The following is a 17,266-nucleotide window of genomic DNA, read 5'->3' on the forward strand; positions in this document are numbered from 1 at the left end:
GTAGAGACTGACGCGAAAGGCACGTACAAGCAAGTAGGCTGCACTGACGAACGGTCACATTTCGTCGCCTGCCGCCTGGCACTTGCGCCACTGTCTAGACAGAGCATGCCAGCCGGCTGGCACATGGCCTCATAGCAAAACGAAATCATCTACCCGAACAATTAGAACAAAGGGTTCTGAAACATGGATGACGCACACCCTACTGTTGGTTGTATATCCACTTTCAAGAGGCAGGCAGTTCAGGCACCGCACCGTGCCACTGCGATCGACCCGAAGCGCGACAAGGAAGCCAACGGGTATTCAGGAATAACAACAAGAAGGCGGTCCGCCATGTTCAGACAATCGAAAATTCGCCAAGCTGGGCTCATTCTCTTCGCTACGACTTTACTGCTGATCTTGCCGAACCTGACACGTTTGTTCGGCTGACAGTGGCGGTGGCGCCAACGGGCAGTGCACAGGTAACCTGCCAGCCTTGATGGTTGGAGTTTGCCCATGCGCCACTGCCTGGCCCTGTTAGCGTTGTTCCTCAGCCTGCCGTTGTTCCTCAGCCTGCCACTGTCGGCGGCGCAACTGCACCTGGAGCTGGGCGCCGGCACGCGCCAGTGGAGCAGTGCCGAACTGCTCGGCCATCCGCAGGCCCGGGATATCAGCATCGACCAGGACGTTTCCTACAAGCGCCCCATGCATTATCGGGCAGTGCCGCTGGCCACGCTGCTGGTGGGTGTGAGTGCCAGCGACCACTTGCAGGCTGTGGCGCTGGATGGCTTTGCTGCCGAAATGCCTGCTGCGCCACTGCTGCAACAAGGGCCGGCACAGGCCTGGCTGGCCGTGGAAGACCCGGGCAAGCCGTGGCCGCCGCTGGCCCAGGGCAAGCCAAGTGCGGGGCCGTTCTACCTGGTATGGACTGCACCGCAGGCCAGCGGCATTCGCCCGGAGCAGTGGCCGTTCCAGATTTCCACGCTGCGCAAGCTGGCACCGGTCGAGCAGCGTTTTCCGGCGCTGCTACCCGACCCGAAGTTGCCGGCCGACAGCCCGGTGAGGCAGGGTTTTGCCTTGTTCCAGCAAAACTGCCTGGCGTGCCACCGGCTCAACGGCGCGGGGGATGCGCAGGTGGGGCCGGACTTGAATGTGCCGCATAACCCGACCGAATACTTCCAGCCGGCGTTTCTGCGCAAGCTGATTCGCGACCCGCAGAGCCTGCGGCAGTGGCCACAGGCAAAAATGCCGGGGTTTGCGGAGAGTGTGTTGAGTGAGCAAGAACTGGATGCGGTGTTGGCCTATCTGGGGCATATGGCTGGGCGCAGGCCTTGAGAGCAGTGTGTGCTTCTTCGCGGGCTCGCCCGCTCCCACATTATGGACTGCACAGGTTTTGAAGCCTGTGCAGTCCTCTGTGGGAGCGGGCGAGCCCGCGAAGAAGAAAACACATGACGTTCAGGCTATTGGCCGTTCGTGCTTGACCCCCCACCCTTCTACCTCCCCGCCATAAGGGGTCACCAGTTGCTCGAAGGCATCTTCAAAGTCGCCAATGCCCCCATACGTGGCATACATGACCTTGCTCAATTCCAGGTGCCAGGCACCGTCGCCCAGCTCCGTCACCTGGGCATTGAGCGATTCACCACGAAACTGCCCGGCCGCACGGCGGGCCCCTGCTTCGTCGGGGAATACGGCATAGAACTCGATGGGGTGGATCTGGGTGAAGTCGAAACCGCCTGCTTTCATCTGGCGCAGGACGCTGCTGCTGATATCGTCGTTCTGGCTGCTCATGAAACGTCCTCCTGAATAAAGCAATGGATAGACTTTCCGTGCACTACGCACCTGCCGGCAGTCATTGGCCGGGCAGTTCGAGCTGATGCAAGACGCGAATTGAAACGGTGCCAACCCGCAGAATAGGCAGGCACCTTCCACCAGCGTAGTGCCTGCAAAGGCAGCACGCAAACGTGTGGGTCAGTGTGCTTCGTGAATGCTGGTGATGGTCACCCCGCTATGCTCCTTGAGCCAGCGGGCGGTAGGGGAAATGGTGCGGTCCTGGAAGTCGTTGAGGTCCAGCTCGTCCATCACCGGAAACAGGTGCGAACGGATGGCCCGCGCGGCGTCCTCTTCGCTGGGGCAGTGCTCGGCCCGCAACGTCATGGTGGACGGTTCGCCTTTCTGATCGGCAAAGATGACTTCCCACTCTTTCATTGAACGAGCCCTCTCAATTCAAGAACACCAGTTGGGTGATGCCTGAATAACTGACCTTGGGGTTGGGAGAATGTTCAGTCGGTGGGGGCCTGCGAGTCACAAACCTTGCCCCGCCCAGTGCCACCCCTCACAATGCAGGCCTTCATGGCTTCAACCCGCAGGAACCTGCATGAAACTCGACAAACCCGCCGCCATCGCCCGGCGCAACGAAGCACTGGCTCGCCCGGTGCTCACCAGCAGCAACACGCTGTTCGCCATCCTGGACAACAAACGCAACCTGTGGTGGTTCGAAGTGCCTGTGGCACTGCTGGGCAAGGGCCAGGCCGACTGGGTCAACCTGCTGCTGCACACGCCAGAGAGCGATGAGTTGCAGCACCTGAAGGTGCCCACCAACTTCCTCAAGGCTCACCTGGAGCAGATGGAAGTGCGCAAGCCCGGCAAGCGCCGTTCCACCATCAGCCTGGCCCTCAGTGCCGACCGCGACTCGCTGCTGCGCGACACCCGTCCGGGTGGCGAGCAGCTGGACTTCCGCAACTTCGTGCAGGCCTGATCAGGCTTTTTCGATCCGGTCGTCATGGATGACGATCAGGCCCTGCTTGAACAACCCGCCAATGGCCTTCTTGAAGTTGCCCTTGCTGACGTTGAACAGCTTGCTGATCAGCGCCGGGTCGCTCTTGTCGCACACGCCCAGCACTCCACCTTCAGCTTCCAGACGCGCCATGATCTGCTCTTGCAGGCTGTCGGCCAGGGCCGCCCCCACCGGTTGCAGGCTCAGGGCGATCTTGCCGTCGTGGCGCACTTCCTTGATAAAGCCCTTTTCGTGCATGCCCGAACGCAGGAACTTGAACACCTCGTTCTTGTGAATCAGGCCCCAGTGGCGGTTGTTGATGATGGCCTTGAAGCCCATCGGCGTTTCGCCGGCCACCAGCAACTCCACCGGTTGCCCGGCTTTGTAGTCGGCTGGGGTAACGTCGAGGTAGCGGTCCAGGCGTGAGGTGGCGGTGATGCGGCGGGTGCGCTTGTCGAGGTAGACGTGCACCACGCAGTAATCGCCGATCTTCAGCTGCCGCGCTTCTTCCGAGTACGGCATCATCAGGTCCTTGGACAGGCCCCAGTCCAGGAAGATGCCCGCCCCGTTGATGTCCTTGACCTTGAGGCTGGCAAACTCGCCCACCTGCACCTTGGGCTTCTCGGTGGTGGCGATCAGTTGGTCTTCGCTGTCCAGGTAGATGAACACGTTCAGCCAGTCATCCACCTCGGTCTCGGCGTTTTTCGGGATGTAGCGCCCGGGCAGCAGGATCTCGCCATCGGCGCCGCCGTCCAGGTACAGACCGAAGTCCACGTGCTTCACGATTTGCAAACTGTTGTAACGCCCAAGCAGAGCCATTTCTGATGTTCCTCAAGACAAGGGGGCTATTTTCCAGACAGACACGGGGTGGTGTCAAAGCTTCCGGACGGTTGCCCCGCTTTGCTTGACGCTCTGGGGCGCTGGATCAGAAATCGTAGCGCAGGTTAAGCATGGTGTTACGTGGGGCTCCGTAGTGGGCGTAGCTACCGGCCATACCTGCGTAGTACTTCTCATCAAACAGGTTGTTCACGTTGACCGTAGCCGACAAGTTGTCATTGATCTGATAGCGGGCCATCAGGCTGGCAACGGTGTAGTCGTCTTGCGTCACGCGCGTGTTCAAGCGTACATAAGACAGGGACGAACTCGAGTTCCAGTTTGCACCACCGCCAATGGTCAGCTTGTTCCAGTCACCCTGAAAGCGGTAAGTCGTCCACAGCCGGAAGGTGTCCATAGGAAGCTGAGTATTCTGACGGTTGCCATCGGAATCTTCCGTGCGTGAATGGCTGTAGCCTGTCTGGATGTTCCAACCCGGCAGCACCTCACCAGACAGTTCAAGGTCAATCCCCTTGGTTTCTGCACCATCAATGGCCCGGTAGGCCTGGGTATGTTTGGGTGTCTCGTTGGTGCCATCTTCGACTGCGAAGTTATCACGCTGGATGAAGTAGACGGCCGCATTGGCATTCAAGCGGCCCTCATAAAATTCTCCTTTCCAGCCCAGTTCGTAGTTTTTGCCAACTACAGGTTCGAGCGTCTGCCCGGAAACATCTTCCGAGGATTGTGGCTTGAAGATGTCGGTATAACTGGCATAGACAGACTGCTCAGCCGTCAGGTCGTAGACGATGCCGGCATAAGGGGTAACAACGCCATTCTCGCGGATCTTGGTTGGCAGGGTCCGGGTGGTGCTGGTCAGCACATTCAGCGAATAATCGTAGTTGTACTTGGAAACACGGGCACCAAGAATGAAGTGCAAGTCGTCAGTGACGTTGAACCTGCCTGCCAGATAGTACCCGCTCTGACGCGTAGCAACGTTGTAGTCCAGAAAGGGCACGTAACTGTCGTCAGCTGGCCTCGCCATCTGGTTGTTCCAGTTGTAATAGTCAATCGTCGTAGAAGGCGCGTCGGATTCGTCGTGCTGGTTTTCGTAATCCTGGAAGTTGTAACCCATGATCAGTTCATGGCGCTGCCCCAGCAGCTCAAATGGACCTTGAAGCGTGACATCGACACCTTTCTGGGTCTGAGTGGCCTTGGCCCTGGCCGGGATGATCGGTACTGCACCGGTTGCCTGGTTGATATAGGCAACGTTTGTTGTCGTACGCAAATAGGCGGAATCAGTATCGCGATCCACATCCATGTAGTTGCCAGCGATCTTGAACTGCCAGTCGTTGGCCAGTTCTTGCTCAAGACCGAAGGTATAATTGGTGGTCTCTATTTCATCGTACATCCAGCGTGCGCCGGAGCTTTTTGAGCGAGAAAAATCAGTAGGCTGGCCGTTACTGAACAGCATGGGAACGCCCGGTCCCCCATCGGCCCTATACTTCTGGCGGTCAATGCTGAAGCGTCCAACGGTGGTGTCGCTCAGGTCTGCCTCAACCACGCCATAGACCAGATCACGCTTTTGGCTGTACCAGTCCATGAACGTATCGTTGTCCTGTTTTACCGCAACGAATCGGCCACGCACATTACCGCTGTCTGTCAGCGGCCCTGAAACATCCGCCTCGGCGCGGTAGTAATCCCAGGAGCCAACACCTGCCTGAATGTGAGACTTGAACTCACGGGTCGGTCGCTTGCGGATCAGGTTGACAACACCACTCGGATCGCCAGCGCCGGTCATCAGGCCGGTAGCGCCGCGAATGATTTCGACCCGATCATAAAGGGCCATGTCCAACAAGGTGCTGGGCATATTGCGCGTCTGGTTCTCCTGCGTGGTGGTTACGCCATCAATCTGATAGGTGTTGATCGCACTGCCACGGGAGTAGATGTTGAAACGCTCGCCGCCGTCCTGGGACATGGTGATACCCGGCGTCTGGTTGAGCACATCAGTCATGCTTGCCAGGTGCTGGTCATCCATGCGCTGTCGCGTGATCACGGTGATCGTCTGCGGCGTCTCACGAATCGACAAATTCATCTTCGTCGCCGTACTGGTCGACCCGGTCGTATAAGACCCAGTGCCTTCCGTGGTAGCCCCCAAACCCGATGCATTGATGCTGGTAGCACCCAGTTCAAGCGCGCCATCCTTCGAGCGAGGCAGCAGCACGTAGTTGCCATTGCTCGCAGCCATCACCTGCAACTCACTCCCCGCCAGCAACCGTGCGAAACCTTGCTCGACACTGTACGTCCCCTGCAACCCCTGGCTTTGCTTGCCTTGGGTCAATTCGGCCTCGAACGACAACACCACCCCGGCATCGCTGGCAAAGCGGCTGAGCACTGCACCCAGTGGCCCTGCGGCGATGGTGTAGCTGCGTGTGGCCTCTGCTGCGCTGGCCTGCCCGACAGTACTCAGGGGGACAATCACACCGGCTTGCACCAGCAAGGCAGCACTGAACATGGCAACAACGAGGGGTTTTATGGGGTAGCTGTGGGGGGTAACGCGGCGATGCATGGTGGGCTCCTTCAAAGGCCTGTGTTGGCGGTTTGCAGGAGGGGTCGTGTGAAACTGGAAAACCGACAATGCAAACGAGAAATATTTTTAAAAAATCATCTGCCGCCATTTGGGGCGCTTTGCGCCCCTTCGCGGGCTTGCCCGCTCCCACAGGTCCTGCGCCAGTCCCGGGGCAAGCACAACCCCTGTGGGAGCGGGCAAGCCCGCGAAGGGCTGCGACGCAGCCCCAATTTCAGGCCAAAGGCCGCACCCTTACCCAAAACCGCGTACGGGTCTCGATGCGCACCGGCAGCGCCTGGGCAATCGCCTCCAGCGCACGCCCCGTATCGTCCAGCGGGAAGGCCCCAGAAATGCGCAAGTGCGCAACCTCCTTCGAACACTCGATAAAGCCTGGGCGATAGCGCTGCAACTCATCCAGCACCCGGCTCAGCGGCCAGTTATCGATCACCAGCCGGCCATTGACCCATTCGGCGCGGTTGGGGTCGAGCACCTGTGGCGCGGGCAGCGGCCCTGAACCAAAGCGCAGGCTCATACCCGCCTCCACCCGCAACGGCTCGGCCTCTGGCCGGTTGCGCACAGCAACGGCGTGTTCAAGTACGTCGAGTTCGGTCTGCCCGTCCAGTTGGCGAACAACAAAGCGCGTGCCCAACGCTCGCATCTCGCCCTGCTGGCTGCGCACACTCAGTGGCCGTGCATCCTTGGCCGTGGTCACCATGATCTCGCCCGCACGCAGGATGATCAGGCGCTGCTGGTGGTCATAGCGAATGTCCACGGCACTGGCCGTGTTCAGCGTGAGCTGGGTGCCATCCTCCAACCGCAGCTGGCGCCGCTCACCCGTAGCAGTACGCACATCGGCCAGCCAAAGCGGCGTCTGCCGGTAGCCAGTCCACGCCAGGCCGGATACACCAAGGCCCAGCACCAGCCCCTTGAGCACAGTGCGCCTGCCCGCCAGCGGCGGCTCCACCGCCAACGTCCGCTTTGCCACGGTCGCCGGTACGCTGCGCAGCTCGGCGTGAAACGCCTCCAGTCGCTGCCAGGCCCACTGGTGCACCGGGTCGCCTTGATGCCAGGCCTGCCAGCGCTGATACAGCGCCGGGTAGTCCGCTCCCGCATTCAAGCGGGCATGCCACTGCGCCGCATCACGCAGTGCCTGGCGTTGCTGCGCCGGGCTCACAGCTCGGCATCCAGTGCGAACAGCAGGCATTGCTCGGTGGCCTTGGCGATGTATTTGGTCACCGAACTGACAGACACGCCCAGGCGCTCGCCGATTTCGGCGTAGCTCAAGCCCTCGAGGTGGGAAAGAAACAGCGCCTGGCGCACCTTGTGGTTCAGGCCGTCGAGCATGGCATCAAGCTGCAACAGTGTTTCCAGCAGCACTACCCGGTGCTCCGGGGACGCCTCCACCAGTTCCGGCTCCAGGGCCATCGCTTCCAGATAAGCCTGCTCCAGCGACCGTCGACGCAGGTGATCAACCATTACCCGCTTGGCCACCGTCGCCAGAAAATTGCGCGGCTCGCGCAACGGGTGGGCCACCGTGCTGGCGATCAGGCGCACAAAGGTGTCCTGGGTCAGGTCCGCCGCCCGCTCCCGGTCACCCAGGCGCCGGCGCAGCCAGCCTTGCAGCCAGCCGCTGTGGTCGCGGTACAGGCAGTGCATGTCATCGTGCGGCGCAGGCGGGACCTTGTACACGCAACCATCCTTGTAACGATGCGGATAAGAATTAGTCGCAATAATAGTGATATTGCCGATGGAAGGAAACCGCGATTGCAGCGATGCGATGGAACCCTGCGGCTACCCTTACCTCTACCGATTGGCCACCGTTGCAAGGAACAGCACATGCCTGTACGCCTGCCCAAAGCCCTGCTTATCGCCATCGGCTTCGCTGTGGCACTGGCCGCTTGCAGCCGCATCGACCTGGCCTACCGCAACCTCGACCGCCTGGTGCCGTGGTCGCTCGGCGACTACCTGGACATGAACCGCGAGCAGAAAACCCTGCTCGACGACCGCCTGCGCGAGCACCTGGCCTGGCACTGCAAGACCCAGCTGCCCGGCTACCTCGACTGGCTGGACCGGGTACGCGGCATGGTCGCCGACGACCAGGTGACCGACCAGGCCTTGCAGCAACGTACCCGTGAAGCCCGCGAGGCGATTGGCCGGGTAGCCGAGGAAATTACCCCATCGGCCACCGAGCTGTTGCGCGGCATGAGCGACACCCAGGTAGCGGAGATGCGCGCTGCCTTCCGCGACGACATCAGCGAACGGCAGAAGAAGTATGTGGATACGCCGCTGGCCAAACAGATCGCCCGCCGAACCGAGCGCATGGAGAAACGCCTGACGCCTTGGCTGGGCGAGCTTACGCCCGTGCAGAAACAGCGGGTACAAGCCTGGTCGCAGGCGCTGGGCGACCAGAACCGCGAATGGATTGCCAACCGTGCCCACTGGCAGCAGCAATTGTTACTGGCGATGAACCAGCGCAACGATGCCAGCTTCGAGCCGCGCCTGGCCACGCTGTTACAGCGCAAGGAGAGCTTGTGGACGCCTGAGTACCGCTCAGCGTTTCAGAATACCGAGCGGCAGGCGCGGAGTTTACTGGTGGATCTGGTGCAGCAGAGTACGCCGCAGCAGCGGCGGTTTTTACAAGACAAGTTGAGTAAGGTACGCACCGACTTCAGTGAATTGAAATGCCTAAAAGGCTGAAGTCTCTGGTTGCCTGTCCGGGCCCTATCGCCGGCAAGCCAGCTCCCACAGGTAACCCACAATGCCTGAGCCTGTGGTGATCCTGTGGGAGCTGGCTTGCCGGCGATAGGGCCCGGACAGGCCAAACATTCACCGGGCCTTGCGCCGATACGGAAACACATCAATCACCTTCCCCTCCCGAATAGCCGCCTGCAGCCCCTTCCAGTAATCCGCGTCATACAACTCCCCATGCAAGCGGCTGAACAACCGCCGCTGGCCGATATCGGCAAACAGAAACGGTGGAAACTCTTCGGGGAACACGTCATGCGGGCCGATCGAGTACCACGGCTCACCCGACATCTCGTCTTCCGGGTAACGCGGCGGCGGGATATGGCGGAAGTTCACCTCGGTCAGGAAGCTGATTTCGTCATAGTCATAGAACACCACCCGGCCATGGCGGGTGACGCCAAAGTTTTTCAGCAGCATGTCACCCGGGAAAATGTTCGCCGCAGCCAACTGCTTGATGGCCAGGCCATAGTCTTCCAGCGCCTCTTGCACCTGGCCTTCGCTGGCGTGCTCCAGGTAAAGGTTCAGCGGCGTCATGCGCCGCTCGGTCCAGCAGTGGCGGATGAGCACCGTGTCCCCCTCCAGCGCCACGGTCGACGGCGCCACCTCCAGCAGCTCGGCCAGGCACTCCGGCTCGAACTTGTCCCGCGGGAAGCGAAAATCGGCAAACTCCTGGGTATCGGCCAGGCGCCCCACCCGGTCGACGCTTTTCACCAGCCGATACTTGTCGATCACCGTGGCGCGGTCGACGGTTTTCGAGGGCGAGAACCGGTCCTTGATGATTTTGAATACCGTGTTGAAGCCCGGCAGGGTGAACACGCTCATGACCATGCCACGCACACCCGGCGCCATGACAAAGCGGTCGTCGCTGCCCGCCAGGTGGTTGATCAACGCCCGGTAAAACTCCGATTTGCCATGCTTGTAGAAGCCAATGGAGGTATACAACTCGGCAATGTGCTTGCCCGGCAAGATACGCTTGAGGAAGTTGACGAACTCCGCCGGCACCGGCACATCGACCATGAAGTACGAGCGGGTGAAGGAGAAGATGATCGATACCTCGGCCTCGTCGGTAATCAGCGCATCGGCCTCTATGCCATGCCCTTCACGGTGCAGCAGCGGGATCACCAGCGGCCACTGCTCATCGCTGTTGTACAGCCGGCCGACCAGGTAGGCGCCCTTGTTGCGGTACAGCACCGGCGAAAACAGCTCCACCGCCAGCGTCGGGTCCTTGCACACCCAGTCCGGCAGGCTGTCACGCAGTTGTTCCTCAAGCCGTGACACATCACTTTCAAGGTCGCCATAGGCGAACGCGTAGTCTGCGAAGATCGCCCGTAGCAGGCCCTTGAGGTTGCCATCGGGGCGATAGGTGCTGGTTTGCGCAGCGCGCTGGTGGCTGCGAATCGATGGCCGGGTGGTGTGGATGAACATGCAGCCGTCGCTGATCTGGTCATGGCTGAACAGGCTGCAGAACAACGAGTTGTACCAGGTTTCCGACAGTTCATCGTCCAGCCGTGGGTCGATCAGGCCTATGTAGGCACTTTTCACCAGAGGCCACTGGCCGACCTCCAGCAGCACCTCGTCATCGAACGCATCACGCAACCAGCCGTTCACCTCGCCTACCTTCTTTTCGTAGAGGTTTATGCGCGCGGCGGCTGCGCGCTGGCAATCCTGCCAACGCGCCTGTTCGAAGCGTTCGCGGGCGCCGAGGGTGATGCGGCGAAAATGCTCGCGGTAGTCGTCGAAGCCATCGAGGATCATCCGGGCGATCTCGCCGGCAGGCCAGTGCTGGGTCATGCGGGGCGCCTCGGTGCAGGGTTGAGATACAGAGCTTAGTCGGCTTGTTCGAACTACGGTGCCTGTACCGGCCTCTTCGCGGGCACGCCCGCTCCCACAGGAGTACTGCAGGGCCAAGCATTGCAGAAAACCTGTGGGAGCGGGCGCGCCCGCGAAGAGGCCAGTGCAGGATTACACCGCAAGAAAGCACAAGAACCACCCCGCCCCAGTAACGTACACTCGCGCCCTGCCCTGTATCCGGAGACCGTTGTGAGCCCCATCGCCCTAGCCCGCCTGCTGACCCTCGCCGCCGTCTGGGGGGCGAGCTTCCTGTTCATGCGCATCATCGCCCCCGAGCTGGGCACGGTACCGACCGCCTTTTTCCGCGTCTCCATCGCCTGCCTGGGCCTGGTCGCCATCCTCGCCGCCGCCCGCGTGCGCTGGGATTTCCAGGGCAAGCTCGGCGCCTGCCTGATACTGGGCATGATCAACTCCGGTATCCCCGCCACCTTCTATTCCGTCGCCGCCCAGGTATTACCTGCCGGCTACTCGGCCATCTTCAACGCCACCACGCCATTGATGGGCGTGCTGATCGGCATGCTGTTCTTCCGTGAGCCCATGACCCTGCCCAAGCTGTGCGGCATCTTCCTGGGCCTGTTTGGCGTCGGCATCCTCAGCGGCGCTGGCCCGGTAGCGCTGGACATGGCCTTGCTGCAAGGCGCCCTCGCCTGCCTGGCGGCCACCACCTGTTACGGCTTTGCGGGCTTTCTTGCCCGTCGCTGGATCAGTGGCCTGGACAGCCGCCTGTCGGCGCTGGGCAGCATGCTTGGTGCCACGCTGTTGCTGAGCCCGCTGTTCGCCTGGAGCGCAATCAGCCAGCCGCCCGCCAGCTGGGGTGGCTGGCAGGTGTGGTTGTCTTTGCTGGGCCTGGGCCTGCTGTGCACGGCGTTCGCCTACATCCTGTACTTCCGCCTGCTGGAAGAAATCGGCCCGGTCAAGGCCAGCACCGTAACCTTCCTGATCCCGGTATTCGGCGTATTGTGGGGGGCGTGGTTGCTGGACGAGCCGCTGTCGATGGCACACCTGTACGGCGGCTTGCTGATTGGCGTGGCACTGTGGCTGGTGCTGCGCCCGGCGCGCAGCTGAAGCGGGGTACACGATGAGCAACGCGTACAAGAAAGTCCTGTTCCGCCTGGAACAGGACGAGACCGGCTACCCACCGGCCTCGGTCGAGGGCCTGTGGGCCAAGGCTGTGGAAGGCGGCTATGCCGTCGACAACATTCCCTTCCACGTCTACGGCATCGCGCCGGGCGACGTGATCGGCACCCGTGAAGAAGCCGGCGAGACCTGGTTCGCCGAACTGCGCCACAGCAGCGCCAGCTCGGTGTTCCGGGTGGTGGTCAAACCACCGGAAACCCTGGACCAGGTACGCGCAGCCTTGCAGGACTTCGGCTGTAACTGCGAAACCGAGCAGGCGGTGAAGATGCTGGCAGTCGAAGTAACGTCGCAGCGCTCGCTCGATACCCTGCTCTACTACCTGCTCACCCAGCGCGAGGCCGGCCTGCTGGACTTCGAGGAAGGCGTACTGCGCCACACCATCCCCGAAGAGTTCCGCTAGGGCCTACGCCTCGGCCAGGCGCGCAGCAGGCTTGCGGAACACGAACAACAAGCCCACCACGATCAGCCCCATGCCCAGCAGGCTGAGCGGTGCCAGGCGGTTACCGAAGATCAGCAAGTCCATCACTGCGGTCACTGCCGGCACCAGGTAGAACAGGCTGGTGACATTGACCAGATTGCCCTTGGCGATCAGCCGATACAGCAGCAGCGTTGCCAGCAGCGAGACCACCAGGCCCATCCACAGCAGCGCCCCGACGAAGCCGCCCGTCCACTCGACCTGCAGCGGTTGCAAAGGCGCGAACAGCGCGCACATTGCAAAGCCTGCCAGGTACTGGAGCGGCAGCGTGCCCATGGGGTTGTCGGTGATGCGCTTCTGCAGGATCGAACCCAACGTCATGCTGGCCAGCGCCAGCAAGGCAAACAGCATCCCCGCCAACGAGACCCCGCCCAGGTTGATGCCCTGATACACCACCATGATCAACCCACCCAACCCCAGCCCCAGGCCGAACAGACGGCTCCAGGAGCGCTGCCGCTCCATCAGCACCACGGTCAGGATGGGTTGAACCCCCATCACCGTGGCCATGACGCCAGGGGTGACATGGGTGTTGAGCGCCAGCAAGTAGAAGATCTGGTAGGCGCCCAGCAGCACACACCCGGTGCCCAGGGCACGCAGGATGGCCCCACGGCTGCGCGGCCAGCGCAGCCCCAGCAACGGGCCGATCAGCAGCAGGCCGGTCAGGGCCAACGCCGAGCGCAACAGCAGGAAGGCGAACGGGCTGGCATGCGCCAGGCCCAGCTTGGAGACAATCGCCCCGCTGCTCCACAGCAGGACGAACAGGCTGGTAGTGGCCGCCGAGGCCACGGATGCTTTGTTGAAAACAGACATGTATTGCCACCTGATAATAGGCAGATAAGCCAAACGGACGGCGTGCGCTTCAGCGAGGGAAGTAGCCGACCGTGTTCAGTAGGTTGCGTGTGCGAGGGGATGCGGCCTGAAGCCGATCAGCCCAGCACGACCACGCAAGGAGGCGGAGCTACGCCGCCTACAACGCCACTGACAGGTGGTGGGTAGTGACTGATCATGGCCGGCTGCTGGCTGCCACGCACGACCATGCCCGCGACTGGCGCGCTGGCAAAGCTTGTGGTGGAAGGGCTGGCTGGCATGAGCAGGTCTTCGGGAAGAGAACAGTGGGTTGGACTATAGCCCGGTGCCACATGGCTGGCAACCACTGCCTAAGTCATTCTAGAAACGCGGAACCTGTGGGAGCGGGCAAGCCCGCGAACACCGGCGCAGCCGGTGCCATAAACCGCGTCGCCTGCTTCGCGGGCTTGCCCGCTCCCACAGTGATCGCGCCGGCCGCAAGAATTGCGCCCACACTGCCATTGGTTAATTTTCCACCACCCCGACTCGTCTGAATGCGAAACGCTGCACGCATTCTCCCGTTTCGAGGACCATCGATGAACGTATCCACCTGGCTCCATCGGCCAGCCCAGATCACTTGCCTGCTGCTGGTCAGCGCCTATGCCCACGCCGCCAAGCCCGGTGATGTATTCAAGGACTGCAAGGACTGCCCGGAAATGGTCGTGCTGCCGGCCGGCAACTATGTGATGGGCGCCCCCGACGACGAAGTCGGCCGCCAGCCCGACGAGGGCCCGCTGCACACCGTGACCTTCGCCAAGCCCTTCGCCATGAGCCGCTACCAGGTGACCGCCGCCGAACTGGACGCCTACATCAAGGCCACCGGCACCGTCATCAAGAGCGGTGACGACCGCCCCGGCCGCTGGTGCGAGGCCAGCAAGCCCAGCTACAAGCAAGGCCCCCGCCAACCGGCGGTATGCGTGGACTACGACGAAGTGCAGGCCTACACCCAGTGGCTAGCCAAGGCCACCGGCAAGCCCTACCGCATGGTCAGCGAGGCCGAGCGCGAATACGCCGCCCGTGGCGGTTCGACCGGGCCGTTCCCCTTCCCCTTCGACGAGCCGGGCAAGTACGAAATCAGCAAGCACGCCAACACCTACGGCCCCCGCGATGGCTACACCTACACCGCCCCGGTGGGCAGCTATCCGGCCAATGCCTTCGGCATGTACGACATGCACGGCAACGTCTACGAATGGGTTGCCGACTGCTACCACGAAAGCTACGAAGGCGCCCCCAGCGACGGCAGCGCCTGGATCCAGGACCCCAAATGCATCCGCGCGCACATGCGTGGCAACGACTGGGGCGAACCGCCGATCTTCTCACGCTCGGCCAACCGCAACGACCGCCTCAAGACCACCCGCGGCGACTTCCTCGGGTTTCGCGTAGCACGCGAATTGTGAAGTTGTGACGTGGTTGGCGCAGTACCGCTGAAAAAAACAGCCAATAAGAATCGTTCCGGTTTTTTACGGGTGCTGCGTCCTATAGCTGACATTAAAAAAACCCATCTGCCAACGAGACCGCAATAGATGTCCAAGTCCTTGCCCGGCCCGCTCAACCCGCTTGCCAAAGCGTTACTGATCCGTCACTCCCTTCGCCCCCAGCGTGCACTGTCGCGCATTGGCTTGGGCCTGGCCCTGTCCGGTGCACTGGTGGCGCAGGTGCAGGCGCAGGAGTGGACCCTGGATATTCCTGCGCAGTCGATGAATTCGGCGTTGCAGACGCTGGCCAAGCAGACGGATACCCAGTTGCTGTATAGCCCCGAGGATATTAGTGGGGTGCGTTCTTCTGCGCTCAAGGGGCGGCATGACCTCGCCACGTCGCTTCGCATTCTGCTCGGTGGCAGTGGCCTGCGTTACCAGATCGACGGAAACACCGTGACCGTGACGGGAGGCTCAGCTGCAAAGGATGGCCAGGTCGAGCTTTCGGCGACCAACGTCAATAGCACTGGCCTTGGCGCCACTACCGAAGGCACCGGTTCCTACACCACGGGAATCACCAGCACTGCGACCAAGATGAATCTGTCGATGCGTGAAACACCGCAAACCATCACGGTCATCACACGCCAACGTATGGACGACCAGCACTTGGCGAGCATGACCGACGTGCTGAACCAGACGCCGGGCATCACCATGTCTCAGGATGGCGGTGAACGCTTCAACATCTATTCTCGCGGTAGCGCAATCAACACTTATCAGATTGATGGCGTGACTACCACCCAAGAGAACCAGACGCGCAACATGCCCAGCACTTTGCTGGACATGGCGCTGTACGACCGAGTGGAAATCATCCAGGGTGCAACGGGCCTCATGACCGGCGCAGGCGACCCCAGCGGCGTGGTCAATCTGATTCGCAAGCGCCCGACACGCGAGTTCAAGTCGTACATCCAAGGCGGCGTAGGATCATGGGATTTCTACCGTGCTGAAGCAGACATTTCCGGCCCGCTGACCCAGAACGGCAATGTCCGTGGCCGCTTCGTCGCTGCCAGGCAGGACAACCATACGTTCATGGACTGGTACAACCAGGAACGGAATCTGGTTTATGGGGTGATCGAAGCCGATTTGACTGACTCGACCCTGGCACGCTTCAGCATCGACCACCAGAAGTACAAGTCCACTGGCGCGCCGGGTGTACCGCTGATGTTTACCAATGGCCAGCCTACCCATTTTTCCCGCTCTACCAGCTCTGGCGCGCGCTGGGGTTACGAAGACATCGAAACCACCAACTACACCATCAACCTCGAACAACAACTGGCCAACGACTGGCAATTGAAAGTCGCCGCCAACTACATGGATGTTGATCGCGATACCTTCTCGGCCCGTTACCGCACCAGTACCGGCGCGGCGTACATCAACCAGGCAACCGGTGCTGCCACGATCATTCCGACCAAGGCATCTGCCGAACAATATCAGAAGGGCATGGACATTACCCTCCAGGGGCCATTTGAACTCTTCGGCCAGACCCATGAACTGATCACCGGCTTCAACTATCTGGACTACCTCAACCAGCACAATGAAGCCAACACGTCCACCAAGACCATCGATTTCTACAACTGGAACAACGAGATGGCCAAGCCTGGCGATGACGAACTGAATCCCTTCCAGGACTTCAGGATCTCTACCCGACAGACTGGTTATTTCCTGGCTACTCGCCTTAATCTGACCGATGAGCTGCATCTGATCCTCGGGGCACGGGCAACAAACTACAACTACCACTACAACCTGACACCGCTCAACGGCAACGCCCCGACTCGGTACGATATGACCGAGCGCGGCGTGGTTACACCTTATGCGGGCCTGGTTTATGACTTGACCCCGGAACAATCCGTGTATGTCAGCTATACCGACATTTTCAAACCACAGACTGCCCAGGATGAAAGTGGCAAGACACTGGATCCGGTTGTCGGCAAAAACTACGAGATGGGCTGGAAAGGGGAATTTTTCAATGGCCGGCTGAATACCAGCGCTGCTGTATTCCTGGTCCAACGGGATAACGTTGCAGAGGAACTTCCCGGTGTACCGGTCATAACCAACCCAGATATCACGGCCTCGAAAGCGGTGGACGGCGCTGAAACCAAAGGTATCGACCTGGCGCTCTCTGGTGAACTGGCGCCTGGCTGGAACGTGCAAACTGGCTACAGCCATTCGCGAACCGAAGATGCCGACGGCAACCGGATGAATACTCAACTGCCCATCGATACCTTCCGGTTCTGGACCACCTATCGCCTGCCTAACGAATGGAGCAAGCTTACAATTGGCGGTGGGGTCAACTGGAACTCGAATGCATCGCTTACCTTCACCCGGCTAAACGGTAAAGTTACCCAGGACGATTACGCTGTGGCCAGCCTGATGGCGCGCTACCAGATCGATGATCACTTGTCTGCCACGGTCAACGTCAACAACCTGTTCGATGAAAAATACTATGCAGGTTTTGCCGGTAGCTATGGCCACTATGGTGCGCCTCGCAACACCATGCTGAACCTGCGCTATGACTTCTGATCGGCACGCCTGCTGAATCCATCTTCTGACCCTCCTGTCAGCACTGCAGTACTGTCCACACTGGGCAGTACTGCAAGGCCCAAAATCATTCG

At 60.8% G+C, this 17,266-nt stretch carries 16 protein-coding genes; 7 read left to right on the top strand and 9 right to left on the bottom strand.

What is annotated here, in order from left to right:
- Positions 1–492: 492 nt before the first annotated feature.
- Positions 493–1,311, top strand: a complete 819-nt coding sequence (locus ACFY9W_RS05290) for a c-type cytochrome (RefSeq protein WP_391126739.1) — start codon at positions 493–495, stop codon at positions 1,309–1,311.
- A 120-nt stretch (positions 1,312–1,431) separates the two neighbouring features.
- Here ACFY9W_RS05290 and ACFY9W_RS05295 read toward each other — a convergent pair whose 3' ends face one another.
- Both ACFY9W_RS05295 and ACFY9W_RS05300 read right to left on the bottom strand, forming a co-directional pair.
- Positions 1,432–1,764, bottom strand: a complete 333-nt coding sequence (locus tag ACFY9W_RS05295; protein WP_391126742.1) for a ribonuclease E inhibitor RraB — start codon at positions 1,762–1,764, stop codon at positions 1,432–1,434.
- A gap of 180 nt (positions 1,765–1,944) precedes the next feature.
- The gene (locus ACFY9W_RS05300) at positions 1,945–2,181 is read right to left on the bottom strand and encodes a hypothetical protein (protein ID WP_391126745.1); all 237 of its coding nucleotides are present in this window, start codon (positions 2,179–2,181) and stop codon (positions 1,945–1,947) included.
- 169 nt (positions 2,182–2,350) lie between these two features.
- Here ACFY9W_RS05300 and ACFY9W_RS05305 point away from each other — a divergent pair, with 169 nt between their 5' ends.
- Entirely contained in the window at positions 2,351–2,731 is a 381-nt protein-coding gene (locus ACFY9W_RS05305; RefSeq protein ID WP_003254641.1) for a hypothetical protein, read from the top strand.
- Here the strand turns inward: ACFY9W_RS05305 and ACFY9W_RS05310 are convergent, their stop codons facing one another.
- The 4 genes from ACFY9W_RS05310 to ACFY9W_RS05325 form a co-directional block, all read right to left on the bottom strand.
- Positions 2,732–3,568: a S1-like domain-containing RNA-binding protein gene (locus tag ACFY9W_RS05310; protein WP_391126748.1), complete on the bottom strand. Its 837-nt coding sequence runs from the start codon at positions 3,566–3,568 to the stop codon at positions 2,732–2,734.
- A 106-nt stretch (positions 3,569–3,674) separates the two neighbouring features.
- Positions 3,675–6,128, bottom strand: coding sequence for a TonB-dependent siderophore receptor (locus ACFY9W_RS05315; protein WP_391126751.1), 2,454 nt, complete (start codon positions 6,126–6,128; stop codon positions 3,675–3,677).
- A 232-nt stretch (positions 6,129–6,360) separates the two neighbouring features.
- Positions 6,361–7,302: a FecR domain-containing protein gene (locus ACFY9W_RS05320; protein ID WP_391126753.1), complete on the bottom strand. Its 942-nt coding sequence runs from the start codon at positions 7,300–7,302 to the stop codon at positions 6,361–6,363.
- Positions 7,299–7,817, bottom strand: a complete 519-nt coding sequence (locus tag ACFY9W_RS05325; protein ID WP_391126756.1) for a sigma-70 family RNA polymerase sigma factor — start codon at positions 7,815–7,817, stop codon at positions 7,299–7,301. Before ACFY9W_RS05325 ends, ACFY9W_RS05320 begins: the two co-directional genes overlap by 4 nt.
- A 147-nt stretch (positions 7,818–7,964) precedes the next feature.
- On the opposite strand from ACFY9W_RS05325, the gene ACFY9W_RS05330 reads away from it, so the two are divergent.
- On the top strand, positions 7,965–8,825 hold the full coding sequence (locus ACFY9W_RS05330) for a DUF6279 family lipoprotein (protein WP_391126759.1): 861 nt from the start codon (positions 7,965–7,967) through the stop codon (positions 8,823–8,825).
- A 129-nt stretch (positions 8,826–8,954) separates the two neighbouring features.
- On the opposite strand, the gene aceK is transcribed toward ACFY9W_RS05330, so the two are convergent.
- On the bottom strand, positions 8,955–10,664 hold the full coding sequence (aceK, locus tag ACFY9W_RS05335) for a bifunctional isocitrate dehydrogenase kinase/phosphatase (protein WP_391126762.1): 1,710 nt from the start codon (positions 10,662–10,664) through the stop codon (positions 8,955–8,957).
- A 249-nt stretch (positions 10,665–10,913) separates the two neighbouring features.
- Between aceK and ACFY9W_RS05340 the strand changes: the two genes are divergently transcribed.
- On the top strand, positions 10,914–11,789 hold the full coding sequence (locus ACFY9W_RS05340) for an EamA family transporter (RefSeq protein ID WP_391126765.1): 876 nt from the start codon (positions 10,914–10,916) through the stop codon (positions 11,787–11,789).
- Between the two features lie 13 nt (positions 11,790–11,802).
- A complete protein-coding gene (locus ACFY9W_RS05345; protein ID WP_391126768.1) occupies positions 11,803–12,261 on the top strand; it encodes a DUF4265 domain-containing protein in 459 nt (152 codons plus the stop codon).
- Positions 12,262–12,264: 3 nt separating this feature from the next.
- On the opposite strand, the gene ACFY9W_RS05350 is transcribed toward ACFY9W_RS05345, so the two are convergent.
- Complete coding sequence (locus tag ACFY9W_RS05350) at positions 12,265–13,146, bottom strand: EamA family transporter (protein ID WP_391126771.1); 882 nt, start codon at positions 13,144–13,146, stop codon at positions 12,265–12,267.
- Between the two features lie 116 nt (positions 13,147–13,262).
- A complete protein-coding gene (locus tag ACFY9W_RS05355; protein ID WP_391126775.1) occupies positions 13,263–13,424 on the bottom strand; it encodes a hypothetical protein in 162 nt (53 codons plus the stop codon).
- Between the two features lie 294 nt (positions 13,425–13,718).
- Between ACFY9W_RS05355 and ACFY9W_RS05360 the strand changes: the two genes are divergently transcribed.
- Both ACFY9W_RS05360 and ACFY9W_RS05365 read left to right on the top strand, forming a co-directional pair.
- Positions 13,719–14,579: an SUMF1/EgtB/PvdO family nonheme iron enzyme gene (locus ACFY9W_RS05360; protein WP_391126778.1), complete on the top strand. Its 861-nt coding sequence runs from the start codon at positions 13,719–13,721 to the stop codon at positions 14,577–14,579.
- Positions 14,580–14,705: 126 nt separating this feature from the next.
- Positions 14,706–17,174: a TonB-dependent siderophore receptor gene (locus tag ACFY9W_RS05365; protein WP_391126781.1), complete on the top strand. Its 2,469-nt coding sequence runs from the start codon at positions 14,706–14,708 to the stop codon at positions 17,172–17,174.
- Positions 17,175–17,266 lie beyond the last annotated feature (92 nt).

Origin of the sequence: Pseudomonas sp. NPDC008258, assembly GCF_042956345.1 — a bacterium.
Classification (GTDB): domain Bacteria; phylum Pseudomonadota; class Gammaproteobacteria; order Pseudomonadales; family Pseudomonadaceae; genus Aquipseudomonas.